Source organism: Agrobacterium rosae (assembly GCF_002915175.1).
GTDB lineage: Bacteria > Pseudomonadota > Alphaproteobacteria > Rhizobiales > Rhizobiaceae > Agrobacterium > Agrobacterium rosae.
Window position 1 is genome coordinate 335,991 of sequence record NZ_NXEJ01000009.1, and the last position, 22,978, is coordinate 358,968.

The following is a 22,978-nucleotide window of genomic DNA, read 5'->3' on the forward strand; positions in this document are numbered from 1 at the left end:
TCTTATCCCGAAAGGCTGGTGTCCTGCTTCTGGACGAGCAGGAGATTGGCGGAGTTGCTGAGAATTCTGTCGTTGGAGATCATCAGTTGTGCCGAATGCGCATCGCGCAGATGCCGCCCTAAGCTGTAGGGCGTACCGTTTTTGTAACCCATAATGCCGCAGATCAGCATGGCATGATTGATGATCTCAAGAATGGTTTCCGACGAGCAAATCTTGACGTTGTTCATGGCAATGGCAAAACCCATCGACATTAGCTTGTCGGGATCGGACTTGGTGCCTTCATAGGCTTTGAGACCGGCGATGACGTTCGATTTGACCGTTTGGAGTTTGCTTGACACTTCCGCCAGGCGGATCGCACCGGGTGGCGTTACGCCAGGGGATTTACGAGCGGCTGCACGGACGAAAGCTTGCGCCCGCAGGACTGCGTCAGAGGCAATGCCGTACCAGACGCCGCTCCACAAAAGATGTGACGTCGCCAGCATGGATTGTGCAGCTATCTCAGCGAAAGGCTTGGCAAAGATCTGCTCGGAGGGGGCGTTTCCCTTGAACAGAAATCCATCGGAGCAGGTGCCGCGCATGCCCAGCGTGTCCCATATATGGGTCCGCTCGAGTGTGTACTGATCCTTCAGGAAAACGGTCATCACCTGATCGGCCGGGGCCGCCGCCGCATTGGCACGCGAAGTGATGAGAATGGCATCGGCATGCGCGCCGTAGGAAATAACCGTGGCGTCTTTTTCCAAGGTGCAATCGGGGCCATCGACCTCAATGGCGCAGATGGAATTGCGCATGTTTCCGCCGATGCCGCCTTCGGTGGTGGCAGACGCCAAAAGCAACTGTTCTGATGCCACGCGGCGCATGAAGGCAATATGCCATTCGCTGTCTTCGCCATGTTCCACAAGGCTGGAGGCCTTGATGTGGTGCATGGCGAAAATCATCGCGGTTGCGGAGCAGGATTGGCCAAGTATACAGCAGAGATCGGCAATTTGCGCGATGCTTGCACTTTCACCGCCCAGATGAACTGGCACTTGTATTCCCAAAAGACGTTCGGCGCGCAGTGCGTCAACGGCCTCTATTGGAAACCGTGCGGCAGTATCGACATCGTCGGCATGACGTGCGGCAATCGACGCGACGCGAGAGGCGCGCGCGGTCAGCGTTGCATCAGGCGGGGCGACCGACAGGTTCATCAGGCCGCCTCTTTGCCATCGAGAATGGTTTTGACCGTGTCTTCGATGGCCTTGATGCTGGCAAAAGACTTTCGGTTGAGCATGCTATCGGGAAACTCGATATCGAATGCATCTTCTATGCCGAGCATCAGTTGCACGGATGCAAAAGAAGAAAGTCCGGCTGCGTAAAGGTCAGCTTCATCTTCAATGGTATCGACCGGCACCGGGAGTTGGCCGAATTTCGACAGTATTTCACGAATAGTTGAATTCATTCTCAGTAGTCTCCCTTCAAAACGCGTCATCATAACGCATTCTTCGAGTTAAGCTCCAAAAAATAACATTCAAATAAATGGATGGGTTAACTTAGCGTAACTTTCCATTTTTCGACAGTCATCCACAGATGGCTTGACAAATTTCTGCGTCGGGTTTCTGATTGCGGCATTCACCAGGGGAGTCCCGGCAAGGGGCTGAGATACTGCTAGCGCGCGCAGTGACCCGTTGAACCTGATCCAGTTCATACTGGCGTAGGGACGGTGCAAACACGGGAACAGCAGTTCGGCCTTGCCGAATGCGTCGCTATTCGTTCCCGTGGTTTTTCGTCTTCATGCTCGAACTGGGTCTCCACTGTTTTTGCTTTGGAGCCTCACGATGAACATTGCCGCTAAAAATCTCTCCCCTGTCGTTACCACAGGTCCGCTGCCCGCTTCGACCAAGGTCTACAAGCCGGGCATCATCCACCCCTACATCCGCGTGCCCATGCGCGAGATCGCCGTGCATCCGACGGCGGGCGAGCCGCCGGTTACGGTTTATGATTCCTCCGGTCCCTATACCGACCCCACCCATGCCGTCAGCATCGACGGCGGTCTGCCGCGTCTGCGCCATGACTGGGTTGTCGCAAGGGGGGATGTGGAGGCTTACGACGGTCGCCACGTCAAACCGGAGGATAATGGTTTTGCGACGGGCGAACGCCTGACGCCTGAGTTTCCGCTGCGCCATCAGCCGCTGAAAGCGAAGGATAGCAAGGCGGTGACGCAACTTGCCTACGCCCGCGCCGGTATCATCACGCCGGAAATGGAGTTCATCGCCATCCGTGAAAACCTTGGGCGCGAGGCGATCAAGGAAAAGCTGCTACGCGATGGCGAAAGTTTTGGGGCCAATATTCCAGATTTCGTCACAGCCGAATTCGTGCGCCAGGAAGTGGCAGCGGGCAGGGCGATCATTCCCGCCAACATCAACCACCCCGAGGCAGAACCGATGATCATCGGCCGAAATTTCCTCGTCAAGATCAACGCCAATATCGGCAATTCGGCGGTGACCTCCTCCATGGCGGATGAGGTCGACAAGATGGTCTGGGCCATCCGCTGGGGTGGCGATACGGTCATGGACCTGTCCACCGGCCGCAACATTCACAATATCCGCGAATGGATCATCCGCAATTCGCCGGTACCGATTGGAACCGTGCCGCTTTATCAGGCGCTGGAAAAGGTCAATGGCATTGCAGAAGACCTGACCTGGGAGGTGTTCCGCGATACGCTGATCGAGCAGGCCGAACAGGGCGTTGATTACTTCACCATCCATGCCGGCGTGCGGTTGCATTACATTCCACTCACTGTCAATCGCGTTACCGGCATCGTTTCGCGTGGCGGGTCGATCATGGCCAAGTGGTGTCTGCATCACCATAAGGAATCCTTCCTCTACGAGCATTTCGAGGAAATTTGCGACATTTGCCGCGCTTACGACGTGTCCTTTTCGCTGGGGGATGGTCTTCGCCCCGGCTCGATTGCCGATGCAAACGATGCGGCGCAATTTGCCGAGCTCGAAACGCTGGGTGAATTGACGCAGATCGCCTGGGCCAAGGATTGTCAGGTCATGATCGAAGGCCCTGGCCACGTGCCGATGCACAAGATCAAGGAAAACATGGACAAGCAGCTGAAGGTCTGCGGCGAAGCGCCCTTCTATACGCTTGGACCGCTGACAACGGATATCGCGCCGGGCTACGACCACATCACATCAGGCATCGGTGCGGCGATGATCGGCTGGTTCGGCACGGCCATGCTTTGTTATGTCACGCCCAAGGAACATCTCGGCCTGCCGGACCGTAACGACGTGAAGGTCGGTGTCATCACCTACAAGATCGCAGCCCACGCCGCCGATCTCGCCAAGGGGCATCCGGCAGCGCAAATCCGTGACAATGCGCTGTCGCGCGCTCGGTTCGAGTTCCGCTGGGAAGACCAGTTCAACCTGTCGCTCGACCCGGAAACGGCAAGGTCTTTCCATGATGAGACTTTGCCGAAGGAGGCGCACAAGGTGGCGCATTTCTGCTCCATGTGCGGTCCGAAATTCTGCTCGATGCGCATCTCGCATGACATCCGCGCCGAGGCGCAGAAGGAAGGCCTGGAGGCCATGGCACAGAAATTCCAGCAGGGTGGCGACCTCTATATGCCCTTGGAAAAGCCGGTGGCGGGGGAATGAGATGCGCATTCTCATCAAAGGAGCAGGCGTTGCCGGTCTGACGGCTGCGCTGGAGCTTGCCCGCCATGGAATGGAGGTCGCGGTTTGCGATCTTGCAAGCGAACCGGGGCGCGGTGCGTCCTGGTATGCGGGCGGCATGCTGGCACCCTGGTGCGAACGCGAAAGCGCCGAGGAAACCGTGCTGACTTTAGGCCAATCGGCGCTCGACTGGTGGGACGAGGCGACGCCGGGGCTGGTGAAACGCAAAGGCACATTGGTCGTGGCTCCGGCGCGGGACAAGGCAGAACTTTCACGCTTTGCCTCCCGCACATCAGGCTATCGGTGGGTGGATAAGGACGAGATTGCAGTGCTTGAGCCCGACCTCGCCGGGCGTTTCCGTGTCGGGTTGTTTTTTGAAAGAGAGGGGCATCTCGACCCGCGACTGGCTCTCTCGGCACTGTATGAGCGTCTCGTCTCGATGGGTGCCCGCTTTCACTTCGGCGGTGAGGCAATGGATGAAGGTGAATTCGATCACGTCATCGATTGCACCGGGGCGGCACAGACCGGCAAGCTTTCCGGCCTTCGCGGCGTGCGTGGCGAGATGCTTTACCTCTCTACCGGTGAGGTGACGCTATCCCGTCCCGTGCGGCTGCTTCATCCGCGCATTCCGCTTTACATCGTGCCGCGGGAAGCGGGGCGTTTCATGGTGGGCGCGACGATGATCGAAACGGATGAGGCGGGACCGATTACCGCTCGTTCGATGATGGAGTTGCTGAACGCGGCTTACGCGCTGCACCCCGCTTTTGGTGAGGCGCAGATCATCGAAACGGGTGCCGGCATCCGTCCCGCCTTTGCCGACAATCTGCCCAGCATTCGCGAAGAGGACGGCACGCTGTTTATCAATGGTGCCCATCGGCACGGCTTTCTGCTGTCGCCAGCCATGGCGCAACAGGCCGCCGATATTATGATGTCAAAGGAGGTTTACTATGAAAATTCTCGTCAACGGGCAAGAGCATGACCTTGCTACCGACAGGCTTTCGCAACTGCTGACCGCGCTGGACTACGAAGGCGACTGGCTGGCAACAGCGGTCAATGGCGATCTCGTCCATGCGCAGGATCGCGATGATTTTCGGCTGAAGGAATTCGACAGGATCGAAGTTCTTTCACCCATGCAGGGAGGATAGGCGATGTTGAAACTCTATGAACGTGAGGTCGGATCAAGGCTGCTGCTCGGCACCGCGCGTTATCCTTCGCCTGCCGTTCTTGCGGATGCGGTGCGGGCCAGCAAGACGGATATTCTGACGATCTCTCTGCGACGTGAAACAGCGGGTGGCAGGCATGGTGGACAGTTCTTCGAGCTGATCCGCGAGTTGGACCGCCACATTCTGCCCAACACGGCGGGTTGCCACACCGCCAAGGAAGCCGTGTTGACGGCCAAGATGGCGCGGGAGGTGTTCAAGACCAACTGGATCAAGCTGGAGGTGATCGGCAATCACGATACGCTTCAGCCCGACGTCTTTGCGCTGGTGGAAGCGGCCCGCATTCTGAGCGACGACGGTTTTGAGGTGTTTCCCTACACGACCGATGATCTTGTGGTGGCGGAAAAGCTTGTGGATGCCGGTTGCAAGGTTCTGATGCCGTGGTGCGCACCCATCGGCAGCGCCATGGGGCCGCTGAACATTACCGCTCTGCGCTCCATGCGCGCCCATTTCCCGGATGTGCCGATGATTGTCGATGCCGGGCTTGGGCGACCTTCGCATGCCGCGACCGTCATGGAGCTGGGTTACGACGCGGTGCTGCTCAATACGGCTGTAGCCGGTGCGGGCAATCCGGTCATCATGGCTGGCGCCTTTGCAAAAGCGGTGACGGCTGGGCGCGAGGCCTATCTCTCAGGCATGCTGGAGCCGCGCGACATGGCGGTGCCATCCACGCCTGTGATTGGCAAGGCGGTGTTTTCCTGAGCCGTTGACAAGATGAGGTGAGGGCGGGATACCGACTGGGATGAGCCTCAAAGGGTAACCAGACATGCACAATCTGCTGACCGATATCGATGGTGTGGCCGTCGGCCATGCCACCGATCTCCAACTCGGATCGGGCGTCACCGCCATCGTCTTTGACGAACCGGCCATCGCCTCCGGCTCCGTTCTTGGCGGCGCACCGGGTGGGCGGGATACGGCGCTGCTCGATCCGTCCATGATGGTGGAGATGGTGGATGCTTTCGTGCTGTCAGGCGGCTCGGCCTTCGGTCTGGACGCGGCAGGCGGTGTGCAATCGGGCCTTCGCGATATCGGGCGCGGCTTTGCTGTCGGCTCTACCCGCGTTCCCATCGTGCCGCAGGCGATCCTGATGGATCTGCTGAATGGCGGCAACAAGGATTGGGGCCTGCATTCACCCTATCGCGAGATGGGCTATGACGCTTTCAAATCCGCTACTCACCAGCCGTTTGCGCTCGGCAGCGTCGGGGCGGGCACGGGCGCAACGACGGCTACATTCAAGGGCGGGCTGGGCTCTGCCAGCGCCGTGACGTCGGGTGGCCATAAGGTTGCGGCGATTGTCGCGGTTAACGCAATGGGCTCCGCGACTGTGGGAACAAGCCAGCATTTCTGGGCGGCCCCCTTCGAGCGCGACGACGAATTCGGCGGGCTTGGATTGCCACCGCAGTTTTCACCCGCCGATACGGCCATGCGCATCAAAGGCGTGACGCTAACGGCAACGACAATCGGTGCGGTGGTAACGGATGCCTTACTCACAAAAGCGCAGGCGCATCGGCTTTCGATCATGGCACATGGCGGGCTTGCCCGCGCGATTCTGCCGTCACATCTCGCCAGCGATGGTGACACCATGTTTGCCGCAGCGACCGGTCAGAAACCCATGAGTGCGGCGAGCGACTTTGCCGAGCTTTGCCATCTTGCGGGCATGGTCGTCAGTCGCGCCATTGCACGCGGCGTTTATGAAGCCACGGCTTTACCGCATGAGGGTGCGCAAAAATCCTGGCGCGATCATTTCGGAACAGGTGCCGAATGAGCGATCAAACCGAGAAAACGCCACTGAAAACGGTTCTGCGGATCGATTTCCCACCGGGCGACAGGCTCGGGCGGGGAAAAATCCAGCTGATGGAATTGATTGGCTCTACCGGCTCCATTTCCGCTGCCGGGCGGGCCATGGATATGTCCTATCGCCGGGCATGGCTGTTGGTGGATGCGCTGAACCATATGTTCAAGGAACCCGTGATCGAATCCCAGCGCGGCGGCAGCCAAGGTGGTGGGGCTAGCTTGACCACCTTCGGACAAGAGCTGCTTGAGCGCTATCGTGGCATGCAGCAGCGTCTGAACGATACACTGAAAGCCGACCTCGACTGGCTGGAAGCGAACCGACAGTCCGATCAGTAAGGATCGAGCGCAGCCGATTTGATGATGGCAAAGATCGGCTTTCCCGGCTCCAGCGCCAGGCGTTCGACCGACAGTTTGGTGATGCGCGATGCAATGATGTCGCCGCCGCAATCAACCTGAACCATCGCCATCCCATCCTCTGACAGCGCGATCTCTGCGATACGGCCTTCCAGAATGTTAAGCGCGCTCAGACCCTCTGGCTTCACTGTCGCCAGCATCACGTCACGGGCCGGAATGTGGACGCGAACGCGGTGCCCGGTCACCGCCGATGGTGCGGGAACTTGCAACGCCACCTTGCTCAACCTGATCGTGGCAAGGCCATGCGCAGGATCGAAATCCTCAACACTGCCGGATAAAATGCTGCCGATTTCCCGGCGTTCCAGCTGCGCAGTAAAAGCGGGGCGCGACAGGATGTCCGCGGCCGGGCCTGCGACCTCTATCCTGCCGTCCTTCATGACCACGATCTGGTCTGCGAGACGCGACACTTCGCTGACGGAGTGGCTGACATAGATAATCGGAATTTTCGTCTCGTCGCGCAACCGCTCCAGATAGGGAATGATCTCCGCCTTGCGCGCCTCATCGAGTGCGGCCAGCGGCTCATCCATCAACAGCAGGCGTGGCGAAGACAGCAGTGCACGGCCAATCGCCACGCGTTGCTTTTCGCCGCCGGAGAGTTTTTCCGGGCGGCGCTTCAGCAGATCTCCGATGCCGAGCATCTCGATGATTTTTCTGCTTTCCGTTTGTGCGTCAGTTTTACCAGCGAACCAACGACCATAATGCAGGTTCTGCTCGACGGTGAGGTGCGGAAACAGGCGCGCTTCCTGAAACACGGTGCCGAAGCGACGTTTGTGGCAGGGTGTGAAGAGGCGTTTGGCGCTGTCGGCCAGCGCCGTTTCATCAAGAGTCAAAGTCCCATGATCGGGCCTCGTCAATCCGGCGATAATGCGGATGACGGAGGTTTTTCCGGAGCCGGAACGTCCGAACAACGCGGTTACGCCTTTACCAGCGGTAAGATCGGCGTCCAGCGTGAAGGCACCCAGCCGATGTTTGACAGTGAGCGTCAGCGTCATTCCGCATTCACCCTTTTACCGACGATGCGCGCCAGATATTCCGACGCCAGAAGGGCGACCATGGAAATGGCGATGGCCACCAGTGTCAGCCGCATCGCGCCCGCATCGCCACCCGGAACCTGGGTGAAAGTGTAGATGGCTGCCGACAGCGTCTGTGTCTCGCCGGGAATGTTGGAGACGAAGGTAATGGTCGCGCCAAACTCTCCCATGGCCTTGGCAAAGGCGAGGATCATGCCCGCGATAATGCCGGGCAGGGTGAGCGGCAATGTGACGGTGAGGAACACCCAGATTGGGCTAGCGCCCAGCGTGCCTGCCGCCTCCTCCAGCTTGCGATCCACCGCTTCGATCGAAAGGCGAATGGAACGCACCATAAGCGGAAAAGCCATGATAGCGCAGGCCAAGGCTGCGCCCGTCCAGCGGAAGGAAAAGACGATGCCGAAATATTGGTCGAGAAATTGGCCGATAACGCCCCGGCGTCCGAAGGTGACCAGAAGGATGAAGCCGGTCACGACCGGGGGAAGGATGAGCGGCAGGTGCACGATGCCGTTGAGCAGCGATTTGCCCCAGAATTGGCCGCGCGCCAGCACCAGCGCGATCAAGATGCCGAAGGGAAGGCTCGCGAACATGGCGATGCTGGACACCCAGAGGCTCAGGCGTATCGCCGTCCATTCTTCCGCGCTGAGGGTGAGCCAGTCCAATACGCCATTCCCGTCAAAAGGTGATGGCTCCGACGATTGCCGGAGCCATGAGGATCGTGAAAGCCGATCTTACTTCAGAATGGTAAAGCCCTGCTTTTCAAAGAACGGGGCGGCTTTGGCTGATTTCAGGAATTCGAGATAAGCGGCCGCTGCCGGGCTTTTGGATTCAGACAGGATGGCAACCGGATAGATGATCGGCTCATGGCTGTCCTGCGGGAAAGTGCCGACGATCTTGACGCCTTGGTCTGCTGCAGCATCGGTCTGGTAGACGATGCCATAGGGTGCCTCGCCGCGAGACACGAGAACCAGCGCGGCACGAACGCTTTCCGCACCCGCAACCTTGCTTTCCACGGAAGACCAGACGCCAAGCTTTTCAAGCGCGGACTTGCCGTATTTTCCAGCTGGAACGCTATCGACCGCGCCCATGGCCAGCTTGCCGTCACCCACCAGCTTTGCAAGGTCGAAGCCCTGTTTGATCTCGACCGGCTTTGCCTTATCGGCAGGGGCCACCAGCACCAAACGGTTGCCCAGCAGGTTGGTGCGCGTGTCTTCTTTGATCAGCTTTTTGCCCGCGACATAGTCCATCCATGCGAGGTCTGCCGAGATGAAGAGATCGGCAGGTGCTCCCGCCTCGATCTGTTTGGCCAGCGCCGAACTCGCCGCATAGGACACCGTAGCTTCGTTGTTGGTTTCCTTGGCCCATTCCGCATTGGCCGCATCCAGCGCATTCTTCATGCTGGCAGCGGCAAAAACGGTGACCTTGTCTTGGGCGAATGCCGGAGCAGACATTCCGGCGGTTGCCACTACGGAGCCGATGACGGCTGCCAGAGTGGTTCTGATAAGAGTGCGACGAAGAATTCCCATGCCCTTTGGCCCCTTTTAGCGACATATCCTGATGAATATATCGAAACTGTTTAGACGGCGGGCATTATATTTTCAAGGATATATCGATTAATGCGAAACAAGGCCTTCTCTGGGGCCTCCATCCATCGATGCTTAGATGCGTTCACCCGCAAAATGTGCGATCTGCGCGCCGGCCTCGTAATAGGCTTCCTTCACGGCGCGGAAGCTACGGGCCTGTGGATCCGTGACGGGTAGGGGCAGGGCGTCCTCTGCGATCTCGCCTGCAACATGCGCTGCAAGCGTTTTGCCGAATACCGTTCCCGGCGCGATGCCGCGGCCGTTATAACCGCAAAAGCCGACGACGTTCGTTGCGAATTTATGGAAGCGCGGCACGGAATCGTCGGTCATGCCGATCTGGCCGTACCATTCACACTCGAATTCGATTTCGCCCAGCTGCGGGAATAGTCGCTTCATCGCGCGCTTTGCCCATGCAGTGTGAACACTCGCACCCGTGTTGCGCAATGCGCCGACACTGCCGAAGACGAGACGTCCCGCTTGGTCCATGCGGAAGGAGGAGAGGATTTCGTTTGTGTCCCAGCAACCTTCGCGATTCGGCAGTATGGTTTTGCGCACATTATCGCCCAACGGTTTGGTCGCGACGTTGAAATAGGGCAGATAGACCTGCTCTTCGCGCATGATTTTCCATGGGCCGGTGCTGTAGGCCTCCGTCGAAACGATGACCCAGTCTGCGCGAACCGAACCCTTAGCGGTCTTGACCACCCAGCCGTCACCATCCGCCTGGCTGTCGATGACGGGGCTGGAGGTGTAGATCGTGGTACCTGCCGCCTGTGCTGCGGTTGCGAGGCCGCGCACATACGCCAGCGGTTGCAGCGTGCCTGCACGCTCATCCAGCAAGGCACCGCTATAGGCGGACGAGCCGATCCGGTCGGCTGTTTCCTGGGCATCGAGAACCCGAACCGGCGCTCCGCGTGCAGCCCATTGGGCGCAACGTTCGCGGATTTCAGCAAGTCCCTTTTCACCCACGGCGCAATGGAGGGTTCCGTTTTTTTCAAGCTGGCATTCGATCTGGTGTTTTTCAATGATCTCGCGCACGAGGAACGGTGCGTTGCCGAGAAGATCGAGGAGGCGTTCGCCATAGACGGGGCCGAGCACATTGGGAAGTTCTTTGGGCATGACCCACATGCCGCCATTGATGAGGCCGACATTGCGGCCAGCACCGCCAAAGCCGATCTCCTTGCCTTCGAGAACGATGACTTTGATGCCACGTTCCGCGAGATGCAGCGCTGCAGAAAGACCGGTAAAGCCGCCGCCCACAACGACGACATCCGCCCTTTCGTGGCCTTCAATCGACGATGTCACGGGTGGTTTCGGCGCGGTTTTTTCCCAAAGGCCGTGAGAGCGCGGATCATGATACATCGAAATCACCCAAGAATTGGAACGTCGCGCGCAGTGCGCTGTCTGCTGACCAGCTTACAACTCAGTTGCATCAGTGAATACCGACATATCGTGATCATGTCATGCCAGTGCGGAATGTGGTTTTCGCAATGGCGATGACGCTGGTATGCGTCATCGGCGATCAACCTATGGGCTTGAAACACGCGCCCGGCTCGGACAATAGTGCAGCACACGCGCAAGGCTCACTGGCTTTGTGCATCATTCCATATGCGACGGGAACAAATCATGAAGCCCATTTTCGTTCAGCTTCAATGCACACCCGGCAAGACCTATGATGTTGCCGATGCCATTTATAAGACGGAACTGGTTTCCGAACTTTATTCGACGAGTGGGGAATATGATCTTCTGCTGAAGATCTATCTTTCGCCCGAACAGGATACCGGCAAATTCATCAACGACAACATCGTTAGCATCCCAGGTATTGTACGGTCGTTGACGACGCTGACATTCACCGCATTCTAATGTTGGTATCTACAAACGAATGAAGGCGTTGCCTCCGTCTGGAGACAACGCCTTCATGCATTGAAAAAACATGCGCATTTTTCAGACCAGCGCTGCAATCTTCTGGTTGCGAACGAGATTGCGAATGGCGACGCGCACGTCTTCGGCACTGTCGAAGCGCTGCTCGTCAAGGTCATGGACGTGGAACTTGACGGCGATGAACTTCAGGCGGTTGTCATCAGGCACGACGATGCCGACGGGTTCACCAGCGAATTCAATAACTTGCTTTTGCATTATACATACTCCCGCTGTGGCTTGGCACACAGCATTTCGTCGAATCGAATTTTAAAGATTGGTGGACGGTTAAGTCACATTCGACAGCAGCGGGAACACATGGATGTGTGTCCGGCATTCACAAACCGCGGGTCAAGGATCGCGGCGATGCGTTTCATTTTTGACATGTCACTCTCCCTGCATTGGTGTTGGATCCGGAATGCTGAAGAGAATCCCTCTCCAGTTGAATCACTGATACTCCGGATTCGCGGCGTAATCAATGATTATCAATATAGGTAGAATATTTTTCTTTATGATGACAGGATGGGGGCGGAATTGTGAAATTTTTGTTTCTTTAGCCAGGTTGCAGACAACGCTCTGGAAAGCCGCGTTTATTAGCGGTTTTTATTCGTCCGAAGGTGGATAGAGGTGATCCCTGCCGTTGAAATCGGAAACCGAATAGCAACCATCGGCATGTTTCGCCGCCGCATTCTGACCTATGACGGCTTTTCCATGGCCGCCGGGAATATCCAGAACATAGGTCGGCTGGCATAGACCCGAAACATGTCCGCGCATGGCGGCAACGATTCGCTGCCCTTCTTCGATCTCCAGCCGGAAGTGGCTGGTACCAGGTGCCAGATCCGGGTGATGCAGATAGTAGGGCTTCACCCGCGTTTCCACGAACGCCCGCATCAGATCACCAAGAACCTTGGGGTCGTCATTGATGCCTTTCAGAAGCACCGACTGACTGACCATGGCGACGCCGGCATCGATCATGCGTGCGCAGGCCCCCCGCGCTTCGTCTGTCAACTCGCGTGGATGGTTGGCGTGGAGCGCGACATAGGTCGTCTTCCCGCTGGATTTCAGTGCTTCCACAAGTGCCGCATCGATCCGGTCAGGATCAACGACCGGGACACGCGTGTGAAAGCGCACGATTTTGACATGCGGAATAGCCTTCAAGCCTTCCATGATGGCTGACAGCCGACGCGGGGATAAGACCAGCGGGTCACCACCGGTTAAAATGACCTCCCAGATTTCTGGGTGTGTTTCTATATAACCAAGCGCTACCGACAGCTCTTCACTCGACATGGTACCATTGCCCTGCGGGCCAACCATCTCCCGGCGAAAGCAGAAGCGGCAATAGACCGGGCAGATATGCACGGCCTTCAACAATACGCGATCAGGGTATCGGTGAACGATGCCGTGGACGGGGCTATGGGCATCGTCGCTGATGGGGTCGGCACGCTCTTGCGGCGTATGCCACAGCTCATCCTCCTGCGGAATGAACTGCAATCCGATGGGATCGTTGGCATCGTCGCTATTCATGAGATCGGCGACAGTGGGTGTGACCGCCACAGCGTAGCGTTCAGTCACGGGGCGAATTCGCTCGAGTGTAGGGCTGTCGATCAGACCGGCAGCGAATAGGTCTTCCGCCGATTTCAGGCTGCGTGTCGTCATGAGCCATAATCCGTTACGGGTGCCCACATGACGAGATCGATGCGCGGTGCGCCAGTTGCTAGCAAGACCAGCCGATCGAAGCCGAGCGCGATGCCGCTGGCTGCCGGCATGATGTCGAGCGCCTTTAGAAAATCCTCATCTATGGGATAGGTTTCGCCGTAGACGCGTTGTTTCTCCGCCATTTCGGCCTCGAAACGGCGGCGCTGTTCGGCAGCATCCGTCAATTCACCGAAGGCGTTGGCCAGTTCTACACCGCAGGCATAGAGCTCGAAGCGTTCGGCGACTCGGTTGTCGCTCGGCGAACGGCGGGCGAGTGCTGCTTCACTTGTTGGGTACTCATCCAAAATAGTCGCGCGCCCGAAGCCGAGCTTTGGCTCGACCCGCTCGACGATCACGCGACTGAACAAATCGGCCCAGCTGTCATCCTCAGCCACGCGAATTCCCGACGCCTTGAGCTTCGATGCCAGATGATCACGGTCCGTCTCGCCGGTCGTGTCAATCGTCGCTAGCAGATTTATGTCGGCATAGCGTTGAAACGCCTCGGCAACACTCAATCGCTCCGGTTCAAGAAACGGATCGACGCTGTGCCCACGATAGGTCAGGGTCTTCGTTTTTGCGGTCTCGGCGGCCAGGGCCAGCAATTGCGCGCTGTCACGCATCAGCGTCTCATATGTCTCACCCATGCGATACCATTCCAGCATCGTGAATTCCGGGTGGTGCAAAGGCCCGCGTTCGCGGTTGCGATAAACATGCGCAAAACAGTTGATCCGTTTTTCGCCAGCGGCCAACAGCTTCTTGCAGGCAAATTCAGGTGATGTGTGCAGATAAAGCGGGGTCTGTTCACCGCTCGTCGTTATCCCCGTCGTTGCAAAGGCATGCAGATGCGCTTCGTTTCCGGGTGACACCTGTAAGGTTGCGGTATCGACCTCCAGAAAATCATTGGCGGCAAAAAAGCCGCGCATGGCGGCCTGGATGGCGTTTCGCCCAATCAGAAACGGACGGCGATCCTGATGCACATCGGGCGTCCACCATGCGGACTTTGTGTTGAGGTCTGAGCCCATCTGTTGCTTTCTTTCCGATGCCAACCACGCCCAGATATCGATTTATACGAAAACCGCTGCACTGTTTTCGGTTCGAGGCTTTTGAAGGCTGGCATTTACCACGGATTTAAGGTAGTTGCGCCCCAGAAAACATACAAAACGTCCATTGGGTCAGTGCCGCCGCGCGGTCCTTTACGACGCATTTCATTGAGTTACAAGGAAATCATATGGTCAAGGTTATCGCCTCATCCGTGCGCAAGGGCAATGTTATCGACGTCGATGGCAAGCTTTACGTCGTTCTCAACGCCAATAACTTTCATCCCGGCAAGGGCACACCTGTGACGCAGGTCGATATGCGCCGCATCTCGGATGGCGTGAAGGTTGCGGAACGCTGGCGCACGACCGAGCAGGTCGAACGCGCATTCGTTGAAGACCTGAACTTCCAGTTCCTTTATGAAGACGGCGAAGGCTTCCACTTCATGAACCCTGAGAATTACGATCAGGTCGTCGTGGACTTGGAAACCATGGGCGACCAGAAAGCCTACCTTCAGGAAGGCATGACATGCGTTCTGTCTATCCATGAAGGTCTGCCGCTTGCTGTCATCCTGCCGCGCCACGTAACGTTGGAAATCATGGAGACGGAACCGGTTGTGAAAGGCCAGACGGCCTCGTCTTCCTACAAGCCGGCTATTTTGTCCAACGGCATCCGCACCATGGTGCCGCCGCATATCGATGCCGGTATCCGCGTCGTTGTTGCGACGGAAGACAATTCCTACGTCGAGCGCGCGAAGAACTGATTTTCGCAGTCATCGTTATTTTGAAAGAAGCCTCGGATCACTCCGAGGCTTTTTCTTTGGCTGCATTGCCCATAAAAAATCCCGCAACTTTCGTTGCGGGACAATGTTTCTGCAAACCGGATTGCGGCTCTTACATTCCCTTGGGAGTGTTGGCTGCAATGCGGTTGTTCGAGGATGTCGTTGGGCTGCCGACGGCATAGCCGCCACCCAGTGCGACGCTGAGACGCACATAGTCCTGTGCGGTGGTTTGAACCGCCGTCGCCAGGTTTGCCTGGGCCGTAGACACCTGACGCTGCGCGTCGAGGACGTCGAGCAGCGAAGAGGCACCGTCGCGGTAGCTTGCTGTGGCGAGCGACAGGGCTTCCTGATAGGACTTGACGGTTCTGCGAAGGGCATCTTCCGTCTGCTTATCGCGGTTTACGGCAGCCAGGGCATTTTCAACTTCTTCGATGCCGTTCAGCACGGTTTCCTTCCATGCCAGATACTGTTCGCGAGCAGAGGACTTGGCAATATCGACATTGGCGCGCAGGCTACCACCATCAAAGATCGGGAGAACAAGGCTTGGGCCGAAGGACCAGGAATTCGATGTTCCGCGCGAACCGTTGTTGGAAAGGTTTACGTAGCTTGGCGAAATCGACCCGCTGATCGTGATGCTTGGATAGAGGCGTGATTCGGCAACGCCGATTTCTGCGACAGCCGCTGCGAGATTGCGTTCGGCCACGCGGATGTCGGGGCGATTGCGAATGAGGTCTGCCGGAATACCGGTGAGCGGTGCCCTGCGGGCAACAGGCTGACGTGCCCCGCGCTGCAACTCAACCACCAGCGACGATGCCGGCATGCCAAGCAGCGTGGCGATGCGGTGTGCCGCCTGGCGGAAGCTGGTTTCCAGACCTGGCATATCCGCGAGCGTGGAGTTGACCAGGCCTTCAGACTGAACGACGTCAAGACGCGAAGCCGCACCGGCTTCAAGCTGGAGCTTCGTCAGGTCCAGTGTTTCGCGGCGTGACTTGAGGTTTTCGCGCGCGATTGCCAGACGTTCCTGATAGTAGCGAACGTCGATATAGGCTGCGACAACCGAAGAGATCAGCGTCAGGCGCTGTACGTCGGCGGTCGAGTAGGCTGCATCCAGCGAAGCGCTGGCGCTTTCCTTGGCGCGGCGGTACTGGCCAAAAAGGTCCAACAGCCAGGATGCGTCGAGAGCGCCACTTGAGGTGTTTTGAACCGAGCTGTTGTTGCTTGGGAAGCTGCCCTTGGTCTGGGACGTCGTATGGCTGCCGGAGCCGGTGAGGCTTGGAAGAGCGCCTGCGCCTGCAACGGTGATCTGCGACTGAGCCTGATTGATGCGCTCGATTGCCTGTAGAACGGTTAGGTTCTGCGCAAGGCCGGTCGCGACATATCCATTCAAACGGCTGTCGTTGAAGGCGTTCCACCAAGCGACTGTCGCAACGTCGCCGTTGGTTGCTTTTCCACCTTCGGCAAATTTGCCGGGCAGCTGGATTTCCGGTTCTTTATGGTCAGGTCCGACAACACAGCCCGAGAGCAAAAGCAACGTCAGAGGAATGGTAGCGCGAATAGACAGCATGAAGTTATCCCAATATTTTGGTGCACATGACACACCAGTCAAAACGAGCTTAGCGCTGCTGCGTGCTGACAAAAATGCGGTTCATAATTTCCAACATTTCTAACAGCGTCTTCCGGCTTTGCTAGCACATTTTTGGTTTGTTAACGTTTAGATAGACGCCGAATCATGACGAAAAACGAGGGAATGAAGAAAATTCCGAGGAGTGTTGCAGAAAGCATACCACCCAGAACGCCGATACCGATCGCATTTTGCGCCGCAGAGCCCGCTCCGCTGGCAATGGCCAGTGGAACGACGCCGAGAATGAACGCGAGCGAAGTCATGATGATCGGGCGCAATCTCAGCTTTGCAGCCTCGAGTGTCGCGTCGAGCAGACTTAATCCGTGCTCTTGCCGTTCCTTGGCGAATTCCACGATCAGGATCGCGTTTTTCGCGGCAAGCCCGATCGTCGTCAGCAGACCCACCTTGAAGTAGACGTCGTTGGACTGTCCGAAGAAGTGTGCGGCGAGCAATGCACCGACCACGCCCACGGGGACGGCCATGATGACGGAGAAGGGGATCGACCAGCTTTCATAAAGTGCAGAAAGGCACAGGAAGACGATCAGAACGGAAAGCGCGTAGAGCAACGGTGCCTGAGATCCGGAAAGTCGCTCCTGATAGGAAAGACCAGTCCAAGCTACCGAGTACCCGCCATCCATTTGGGAGACGATTCGGTCCACCTCGTTCATGGCGTCGCCGGAACTGACGCCTGGAGGAGCGGCACCTTCCAGAGAGAAGGCATTTGCCGCATTATAAGCGGAGACGGATGGCAATCCATTGACCCATTTTGCGGTCGCAAAGGATGTGAAAGGCACCATTTCGTTGCCCGAATTTCGGGCGTTCCAGTATTTCAGGTCTTCGGCCTGCATGCGGTATGGCGCATCCGACTGTACATAGACCTTCTTGATCTTGTTGTTGAGCGTGAAGTCGTTGACCCGGCTGCCAGCAAAAATCGTGGTCAGCATGGAGTTGACTTCGGAAATGCTGAGGCCCATGGCCCCGAGCTTCTCCTGGTCCAGCTCAAGCTTGACCTGGCTTTCCTGGTCACGGTCATTGGCGCGCATGGACGTGATTTTGCCGCTGGAATTTGCGGCTGCAATCAACTCTTTCGATGCAGCTACGAGCGCTTCACTTCCCTGGTTTCCGCTGTCCACCAGGTACATGGAGAAGCCACTGGAGTTACCCAGGCCCTGAATGGCAGGCGGTAGGATCGGGAAGACCTGCGCTTCGCGGAAGGTCATGAACGTTCCCATAGCGCGCTGGACAACTGCCGAAGCGGCCATTTTCGGGTCTGTTCGCTGATCGAAATCCTTCAGCTTGGCAAAGACGAGCGCGTAGCTTTGTCCGCTACCGGTAAAGCTGAAGCCGTTGACCGCAAAAATGCTGTCGATGACGTCTTTTTCCTGGTCGAGATAATAGTTCTCGACTTTCTCGATCACCTTTGCCGTCTGCGTGCTCGTGGAGCCATTGGGCAGCTGGATGATCGTCATTAGAACGCCCTGGTCTTCCTGGGGCAGGAAGGACGATGGCAACCGTGTGAAGAACCAGGCACATCCACCCAAGACGATTGCGAACATGAGCAACACGCGTAATGGACGCTTCAGCAGGTAACCTACGGAACTCACATATCCCGTGGTGGTGCGGTCGAAATTACGGTTGAACCATGCGCCGGGGCCACGGCTCTTCTTATTATGGTCGATCGGCTTCAACATCGTGGCGCAAAGCGCCGGTGTCAGCACGATGGCCACAACGGCGGAAAGCAGCATCGCAGATACGATGGTGACGGAGAACTGACGGTAGATGATACCGGTCGAGCCGCCGAAGAAGGCCATGGGAATGAACACGGCGGTCAGAACCAGCGCGATACCGACAATTGCACCGGTGATTTCGCCCATGGATTTCTCCGTGGCTTCAAGCGGTCCTAACCCCTCCTCGGACATGATGCGCTCGACGTTTTCAACGACGACGATGGCGTCATCGACGAGAAGGCCGATGGCAAGCACCATCGCAAACATCGTCAGCGTGTTGATCGAATAACCGGTGAGCGCAAGAATGCCGAAGGTTCCAAGCAGCACCACGGGAACCGCAATCATCGGAATGAAGGTGGCGCGCATGTTCTGAAGGAAAACCAGCAGCACGACGAAGACCAGCACGATGGCTTCGATCAGCGTGTGCACGACCTTCTCGATCGACAGCGAAACGAAAGGCGTCGTATCGTAAGGATAGATGACCTTGACGTTCTGTGGCAGGGTCGGTGCGATCTGCGCCATCTTGTCTTTGACAAGAGCGGCCGTATCGAGCGCATTTGCGCCTGTGGCAAGATTCACCGCAAAACCCGACGCTGGCTGACGGTTGGATCGCGAGGTCGAGGCGTAGGTTTCCTGGCCTATCTCGACGCGTGCAACGTCGCTCAATCGAACATTGGCACCCGTGTTATCCACCTTGAGAATGATGCGCTCGAAGTCGGAAACCGTCGTCAGCTGGCTTTGTGCCGTCATCGTGACGTTGATCTGCTGACCTTCCAATGCCGGCAGTCCGCCCACGGAGCCAACAGACACCTGCGTGTTCTGCGACTGAATGGCCGAGGTGACATCAGCTGGCGTCAGCTGGAATTTCTTCATTTTGAAAGGGTCGAGCCAGATGCGCATGGCGAAGGCGGAGCCGAAGGCATTGATGTTGCCGACACCCTCGATGCGTTTCACCTGATCTTCGATCTGGGTGGAAAAAATGTCACCGAGATCGGCTGACGAACGCTTTCCATCGGTCGAAACCAACGCGCCGACGAGCAGAATGCTCGATGTCGATTTGGTGACTCCGATGCCGAGATCCTGAACCACGGCCGGCAGTTGCGATGTGACGAGCGCAAGCTTGTTCTGCACCTGAACCTGGGCGATATCGCCATTGACGCTGTTGTCGAACGTCAGGGTGATGCTCGCAGATCCTGTTGTGGAAGACGAGTTCATGTAGGTCAGCCCGTCAAGGCCGGTCATGCCGTCTTCAATGATCTGCGTCACGGTTTTGCGCACCGTATCGGCGCTGGCACCGGTGTAGCTTGCGCTGATGCGGATGGTTGGCGGCGCAATTTCCGGATATTGGGAAATCGACAGCGTGTTGATGGCCAATGCGCCACCCAACATGATGACGATGGAAATCACCCAAGCAAAGATCGGCCGTCGAATGAAAAATTTTGACATATCTAGTTCCTGATCACGATGTTGCCGAGCATGTCTTCAGACATCATGATTTCGGCGCGGGAGCAGGAGCAGCCTGAGCGTCCTGCTTTTCTATGATGGATCCCTTTTCATCGATTTCGGCCGGTATGGGTTTGACCGTGGCATTGTCGGCTATCCATTGAAATCCGTCTGCGATCAGCCTGTCGCCATCCGCGACATTCTCCGTGACGAGCCAGTTGTTTCCAGAAAGCTGGCTGGTTGGAAATGTTCTGGTCTCGACTTTGTTTTCAGCCGTGACGAACTTTGCGGTCAGCTCTCCATTCGCGTTTCGGCTGCCCGCGCGCTGGGGAATGAGATAGCCGATTTCCTTGCCAACGGTAATCGTGGCACGCACATACATACCTGGAAGAATGGTGTTTTCCGGATTGTCGAAAAGGGTGCGGATGGAAACCGTGCCTGTCGTCGTGCTGACGGCCATTTCCGACATGTCGAGCTTGCCCACATTCGGGTATTCCGAACCGTCCTCAAGCGTCAGGCGAATGTCCGTCGTTTCGCTGTTGTCGCGTCGCTCCAGCTTTCCAGCCTTGATCGCAGACTGAAGGCGAAGAAGGTTCACGCTGGACTCGTTCAATTGAATATAGATCGGATTGATTTTTCGAAGGGTCATCAGTGAGCCGGTCTGGCTGGCGGTGACGACGTTGCCGATCGAGAAATTGGTGGCAGATGTCACGCCGTCGAAGGGCGCGCGAACTTCTGTCAGGGAGAGATTGATCTGTGCTGTCTGCAAGGTCGCGCGGGCCTCCGCAACGGAGGCTTTCGCCTGAAGCAGCGTCGTGCGCGCATCTTCGAATTCTTTTTGCGACGCACCGCTATTGGCGAGGCGCTCGTAGCGCTGCAAATTCGCTTCGGCGGCAGGTACGCTGACCTCTGCCCGCTCCAGAGACGCCTGCGCTTCTGCGAGAGACGCCTGATAGGTGTCGTCGTCGATCTTGTACAGCAGGTCGCCAGCCTTGACGAAACTACCTTCCTTGAAGGCGATGTCCTTGATGATACCGCCCACACGCGGACGAATATCCGCCGTCTGGAAAGCGTCGGCGCGCCCCGGAAGCAAAGTCGTGAGCGGATAGTCGCTCTTTTTCATGGTAACGACGCTGACGGGGGCAGGGGGGCGCTGATTGCCCTGCGCCGGAGCCTTCTTGGCCTCGTCGCTGTCGCTGCAACCGGCAAGAATGCCCGCCACGAGCAATGTGGTGAAGAGAGGATATAGACGTCTTTTCATCGTTTTTCTCATATCAGCGGTCAAATCTCGATTGGTTGTCTGGGCGGTCAAAAATGCGGATACATATCTTTTGCAATTATCAGCGCTCATTGCGCGTCAAAACGGGCATGACGCAACACATTATCAGGCAAAGTGACGTATAGTCGCTATCGTCACTTATCAATCCCATATCGCAGTGCAGCATGAAGTAAGTGGATCAGTTCATCACATCGTGTTGCTAAAATGTCGACGTCTTCATGGGCAATCAATGCAGGATGCAAAACGCTGGTCAAAGCAAAAAGAGCCGTCCGAGATGATCGATCGATATCCGTTGGAGGGTATGTCCCCGTCTTTATTCCATCGCGGATGATCTTGGCGAATTGCTCTGTAATCACATTCTCATAATGGTGACCGCAAGCAAGCTCTCTTTTAGCGGTCATCAAAATCATTTCGAAGATATACGGATTGTCGTTTAAATCACGACGATGGTTCTCCATCAGGCTGTGTGCCAGATGCCGCATTCTTTGGAAGGGAGAATGAGTTGCGTCGAGTGGATCGATCCTGTGTTCCAGCAAGCGAATTTGCTGCAGGAAGATGGCGTCGACCAAGGCGTTCTTGGAGCTGAAGTGCTTGAAGACATTTGCCGGAGACATGGCCAGCGCAGCGGCGATATCTGCAATCGATACGGCCCCGAACCCCCGCTCGCGAAAAAGCCGCTCGGTCATCGCCAGAATCTCGCGGCGCGTCTCTTCACCGGATCGTCGTGGACGGATTTGCCGCCCACTCGTTTCGTTTTTCTGTGATGATGACGTTTGTGCGCTGGCTTTGGCCAAGACTACGCTCCCTGAAAAAAGGGTTCCAGATTCTTCCGCACACGCTGAATGGTCGAAGGCTCGCTGTCATCCGGCTTGAATGTTTCCCCGGTGATGCGCTCGAAGGCCTCGATATAGACCTTGGAGGTTTGCAGAACCAGTTCCTGCGGAATTTCCGGAATGTCATCCTTATAGGGGTCGCAACGCTCTGCCACCCATGCCCGAACGAAATCCTTATCGAAACTCTGAGGACGGGTGCCATCCTGAAAAGCCTGTCCATAGGTGTCAGCCATCCAGTAACGGCTGCTGTCAGGCGTATGGATTTCGTCGGCCAGAATGATGGTATCGTTTTCATCGGTGCCGAATTCATACTTAGTGTCGACAAGGATGAGACCTTGCTTGGCTGCGACCTCCTGTCCTCGTTTGAAAAGGGCCAGAGCGTAGGTTGAAAGCGTTTCCCACTGTGACTGCGTCAGCAATCCCTTATCGATAATCTCAGCCGGTGTGAGCGGCTCATCATGGCCGCCATCGAATTCTTTGCTGGTTGGTGTAATGATCGGCTCGGGCAGGACCTGATTGTCTTTCATGCCGTCCGGGAAGGTAACGCCATACATATCGCGCTCACCCTTCTTATAGAGCGTCAGAATGGACGTGCCCGTCGTGCCAGCCAGATACCCGCGCACCACAATCTCAACGGGCAGAATATCGAGCCTCTTGCCGATCACTACATTCGGATCCGGATAGGAGACGACATGGTTCGGGCAGATGTCTGTGGTCTGTTCGAACCAGTAGCGCGCTGTCTGCGTCAAAACCTGACCCTTATAAGGAATGCAGGTCAAGATACGGTCGAAGGCACTGAGACGATCGGTCGAGATGATGACGCGATTGCCGTCGGGCAGGTCATAATTCTCGCGAACCTTGCCGCGATAATACTGTGGAAGTTCAGGAATGACGGCTTCTGCTAGAACACGCACGGAATTGTCCAATCTATCTCTATAATGCGATCGTCGGTTCAGGC

General features: G+C 56.9%; 22 protein-coding genes and 1 riboswitch. Of the genes, 8 read left to right on the forward strand and 14 right to left on the reverse strand.

Annotation, left to right across the window (positions count from 1 at the left end):
* Nucleotides 1-2: 2 nt before the first annotated feature.
* On the reverse strand, nucleotides 3-1,184 hold the full coding sequence (locus tag CPJ18_RS21305) for an acyl-CoA dehydrogenase family protein (RefSeq protein WP_103659916.1): 1,182 nt from the start codon (nucleotides 1,182-1,184) through the stop codon (nucleotides 3-5).
* Nucleotides 1,184-1,435, reverse strand: coding sequence for an acyl carrier protein (locus CPJ18_RS21310; protein ID WP_067645693.1), 252 nt, complete (start codon nucleotides 1,433-1,435; stop codon nucleotides 1,184-1,186). Before CPJ18_RS21310 ends, CPJ18_RS21305 begins: the two co-directional genes overlap by 1 nt.
* Nucleotides 1,436-1,600: 165 nt before the next feature.
* Nucleotides 1,601-1,712: riboswitch (TPP riboswitch) on the forward strand.
* A 99-nt stretch (nucleotides 1,713-1,811) separates the two neighbouring features.
* Between CPJ18_RS21310 and thiC the strand changes: the two genes are divergently transcribed.
* The 6 genes from thiC (at nucleotide 1,812) to CPJ18_RS21340 (ending at nucleotide 7,003) form a co-directional block, all read left to right on the forward strand.
* A complete protein-coding gene (gene thiC / locus CPJ18_RS21315) occupies nucleotides 1,812-3,635 on the forward strand; it encodes a phosphomethylpyrimidine synthase ThiC (RefSeq protein WP_103659917.1) in 1,824 nt (607 codons plus the stop codon).
* Between the two features lies 1 nt (nucleotide 3,636).
* Nucleotides 3,637-4,632 (forward strand): glycine oxidase ThiO, encoded by a 996-nt coding sequence (thiO, locus tag CPJ18_RS21320; protein WP_103659918.1) that lies wholly within the window; start codon nucleotides 3,637-3,639, stop codon nucleotides 4,630-4,632.
* A complete protein-coding gene (gene thiS, locus CPJ18_RS21325; RefSeq protein ID WP_103588038.1) occupies nucleotides 4,601-4,798 on the forward strand; it encodes a sulfur carrier protein ThiS in 198 nt (65 codons plus the stop codon). Before thiO ends, thiS begins: the two co-directional genes overlap by 32 nt.
* Before the next feature lie 3 nt (nucleotides 4,799-4,801).
* Nucleotides 4,802-5,575 (forward strand): thiazole synthase, encoded by a 774-nt coding sequence (locus CPJ18_RS21330; protein WP_103659919.1) that lies wholly within the window; start codon nucleotides 4,802-4,804, stop codon nucleotides 5,573-5,575.
* Between the two features lie 64 nt (nucleotides 5,576-5,639).
* Complete coding sequence (locus CPJ18_RS21335) at nucleotides 5,640-6,638, forward strand: P1 family peptidase (protein WP_103659920.1); 999 nt, start codon at nucleotides 5,640-5,642, stop codon at nucleotides 6,636-6,638.
* Nucleotides 6,635-7,003, forward strand: coding sequence for a winged helix-turn-helix domain-containing protein (locus tag CPJ18_RS21340; protein ID WP_103659921.1), 369 nt, complete (start codon nucleotides 6,635-6,637; stop codon nucleotides 7,001-7,003). The genes CPJ18_RS21335 and CPJ18_RS21340 overlap by 4 nt, the downstream gene beginning before the upstream one ends.
* Here the strand turns inward: CPJ18_RS21340 and modC are convergent.
* From modC to CPJ18_RS21360, 4 genes are all read right to left on the reverse strand, one after another.
* On the reverse strand, nucleotides 6,997-8,073 hold the full coding sequence (gene modC, locus CPJ18_RS21345; protein ID WP_103659922.1) for a molybdenum ABC transporter ATP-binding protein: 1,077 nt from the start codon (nucleotides 8,071-8,073) through the stop codon (nucleotides 6,997-6,999). The two genes, CPJ18_RS21340 and modC, sit on opposite strands and share 7 nt — an antisense overlap.
* Nucleotides 8,070-8,771, reverse strand: a complete 702-nt coding sequence (modB, locus tag CPJ18_RS21350) for a molybdate ABC transporter permease subunit (RefSeq protein WP_103659923.1) — start codon at nucleotides 8,769-8,771, stop codon at nucleotides 8,070-8,072. The genes modC and modB overlap by 4 nt, the downstream gene beginning before the upstream one ends.
* A gap of 69 nt (nucleotides 8,772-8,840) precedes the next feature.
* Complete coding sequence (gene modA, locus CPJ18_RS21355) at nucleotides 8,841-9,635, reverse strand: molybdate ABC transporter substrate-binding protein (RefSeq protein ID WP_103659924.1); 795 nt, start codon at nucleotides 9,633-9,635, stop codon at nucleotides 8,841-8,843.
* 132 nt (nucleotides 9,636-9,767) lie between these two features.
* Nucleotides 9,768-11,051: an NAD(P)/FAD-dependent oxidoreductase gene (locus CPJ18_RS21360; protein WP_103659925.1), complete on the reverse strand. Its 1,284-nt coding sequence runs from the start codon at nucleotides 11,049-11,051 to the stop codon at nucleotides 9,768-9,770.
* A 264-nt stretch (nucleotides 11,052-11,315) separates the two neighbouring features.
* On the opposite strand from CPJ18_RS21360, the gene CPJ18_RS21365 reads away from it, so the two are divergent.
* On the forward strand, nucleotides 11,316-11,552 hold the full coding sequence (locus CPJ18_RS21365; protein WP_077121157.1) for an Lrp/AsnC ligand binding domain-containing protein: 237 nt from the start codon (nucleotides 11,316-11,318) through the stop codon (nucleotides 11,550-11,552).
* Between the two features lie 81 nt (nucleotides 11,553-11,633).
* Here CPJ18_RS21365 and CPJ18_RS21370 read toward each other — a convergent pair whose 3' ends face one another.
* The 3 genes from CPJ18_RS21370 to epmA all read right to left on the reverse strand — a co-directional run bounded on the left by CPJ18_RS21370 (nucleotide 11,634) and on the right by epmA (nucleotide 14,323).
* Nucleotides 11,634-11,825: a hypothetical protein gene (locus tag CPJ18_RS21370; RefSeq protein ID WP_077102858.1), complete on the reverse strand. Its 192-nt coding sequence runs from the start codon at nucleotides 11,823-11,825 to the stop codon at nucleotides 11,634-11,636.
* A gap of 384 nt (nucleotides 11,826-12,209) precedes the next feature.
* Nucleotides 12,210-13,262, reverse strand: coding sequence for a lysine-2,3-aminomutase-like protein (locus tag CPJ18_RS21375; protein WP_103659926.1), 1,053 nt, complete (start codon nucleotides 13,260-13,262; stop codon nucleotides 12,210-12,212).
* Nucleotides 13,259-14,323, reverse strand: a complete 1,065-nt coding sequence (gene epmA, locus CPJ18_RS21380; RefSeq protein ID WP_103659962.1) for an EF-P lysine aminoacylase EpmA — start codon at nucleotides 14,321-14,323, stop codon at nucleotides 13,259-13,261. The genes CPJ18_RS21375 and epmA overlap by 4 nt, the downstream gene beginning before the upstream one ends.
* A 206-nt stretch (nucleotides 14,324-14,529) precedes the next feature.
* Between epmA and efp the strand changes: the two genes are divergently transcribed.
* Complete coding sequence (efp, locus tag CPJ18_RS21385) at nucleotides 14,530-15,099, forward strand: elongation factor P (RefSeq protein ID WP_103588028.1); 570 nt, start codon at nucleotides 14,530-14,532, stop codon at nucleotides 15,097-15,099.
* Between the two features lie 130 nt (nucleotides 15,100-15,229).
* Here efp and CPJ18_RS21390 read toward each other — a convergent pair whose 3' ends face one another.
* The 5 genes from CPJ18_RS21390 to CPJ18_RS21410 all read right to left on the reverse strand — a co-directional run bounded on the left by CPJ18_RS21390 (nucleotide 15,230) and on the right by CPJ18_RS21410 (nucleotide 22,934).
* Complete coding sequence (locus CPJ18_RS21390; protein ID WP_103588027.1) at nucleotides 15,230-16,681, reverse strand: efflux transporter outer membrane subunit; 1,452 nt, start codon at nucleotides 16,679-16,681, stop codon at nucleotides 15,230-15,232.
* A 140-nt stretch (nucleotides 16,682-16,821) separates the two neighbouring features.
* Nucleotides 16,822-19,911: an efflux RND transporter permease subunit gene (locus tag CPJ18_RS21395; protein ID WP_103659927.1), complete on the reverse strand. Its 3,090-nt coding sequence runs from the start codon at nucleotides 19,909-19,911 to the stop codon at nucleotides 16,822-16,824.
* A 43-nt stretch (nucleotides 19,912-19,954) separates the two neighbouring features.
* A complete protein-coding gene (locus CPJ18_RS21400) occupies nucleotides 19,955-21,169 on the reverse strand; it encodes an efflux RND transporter periplasmic adaptor subunit (protein ID WP_077121147.1) in 1,215 nt (404 codons plus the stop codon).
* A 152-nt stretch (nucleotides 21,170-21,321) separates the two neighbouring features.
* Entirely contained in the window at nucleotides 21,322-21,981 is a 660-nt protein-coding gene (locus CPJ18_RS21405; protein ID WP_245445451.1) for a TetR/AcrR family transcriptional regulator, read from the reverse strand.
* Between the two features lie 2 nt (nucleotides 21,982-21,983).
* Complete coding sequence (locus CPJ18_RS21410; protein WP_103659964.1) at nucleotides 21,984-22,934, reverse strand: phosphoribosylaminoimidazolesuccinocarboxamide synthase; 951 nt, start codon at nucleotides 22,932-22,934, stop codon at nucleotides 21,984-21,986.
* Nucleotides 22,935-22,978 lie beyond the last annotated feature (44 nt).

Coding starts and splice junctions, on each gene's coding strand:
- CPJ18_RS21305 (WP_103659916.1), bottom strand. CDS start 1,184: ATGAACCTGTCGGTCGCCCCGCCTGATGCAACGCTGACCGCGCGCGCC.
- CPJ18_RS21310 (WP_067645693.1), bottom strand. CDS start 1,435: ATGAATTCAACTATTCGTGAAATACTGTCGAAATTCGGCCAACTCCCG.
- thiC (WP_103659917.1), top strand. CDS start 1,812: ATGAACATTGCCGCTAAAAATCTCTCCCCTGTCGTTACCACAGGTCCG.
- thiO (WP_103659918.1), top strand. CDS start 3,637: ATGCGCATTCTCATCAAAGGAGCAGGCGTTGCCGGTCTGACGGCTGCG.
- thiS (WP_103588038.1), top strand. CDS start 4,601: ATGAAAATTCTCGTCAACGGGCAAGAGCATGACCTTGCTACCGACAGG.
- CPJ18_RS21330 (WP_103659919.1), top strand. CDS start 4,802: ATGTTGAAACTCTATGAACGTGAGGTCGGATCAAGGCTGCTGCTCGGC.
- CPJ18_RS21335 (WP_103659920.1), top strand. CDS start 5,640: ATGCACAATCTGCTGACCGATATCGATGGTGTGGCCGTCGGCCATGCC.
- CPJ18_RS21340 (WP_103659921.1), top strand. CDS start 6,635: ATGAGCGATCAAACCGAGAAAACGCCACTGAAAACGGTTCTGCGGATC.
- modC (WP_103659922.1), bottom strand. CDS start 8,073: ATGACGCTGACGCTCACTGTCAAACATCGGCTGGGTGCCTTCACGCTG.
- modA (WP_103659924.1), bottom strand. CDS start 9,635: ATGGGAATTCTTCGTCGCACTCTTATCAGAACCACTCTGGCAGCCGTC.
- CPJ18_RS21360 (WP_103659925.1), bottom strand. CDS start 11,051: ATGTATCATGATCCGCGCTCTCACGGCCTTTGGGAAAAAACCGCGCCG.
- CPJ18_RS21365 (WP_077121157.1), top strand. CDS start 11,316: ATGAAGCCCATTTTCGTTCAGCTTCAATGCACACCCGGCAAGACCTAT.
- CPJ18_RS21370 (WP_077102858.1), bottom strand. CDS start 11,825: ATGCAAAAGCAAGTTATTGAATTCGCTGGTGAACCCGTCGGCATCGTC.
- CPJ18_RS21375 (WP_103659926.1), bottom strand. CDS start 13,262: ATGACGACACGCAGCCTGAAATCGGCGGAAGACCTATTCGCTGCCGGT.
- epmA (WP_103659962.1), bottom strand. CDS start 14,323: ATGGGCTCAGACCTCAACACAAAGTCCGCATGGTGGACGCCCGATGTG.
- efp (WP_103588028.1), top strand. CDS start 14,530: ATGGTCAAGGTTATCGCCTCATCCGTGCGCAAGGGCAATGTTATCGAC.
- CPJ18_RS21390 (WP_103588027.1), bottom strand. CDS start 16,681: ATGCTGTCTATTCGCGCTACCATTCCTCTGACGTTGCTTTTGCTCTCG.
- CPJ18_RS21395 (WP_103659927.1), bottom strand. CDS start 19,911: ATGTCAAAATTTTTCATTCGACGGCCGATCTTTGCTTGGGTGATTTCC.
- CPJ18_RS21400 (WP_077121147.1), bottom strand. CDS start 21,169: ATGAAAAGACGTCTATATCCTCTCTTCACCACATTGCTCGTGGCGGGC.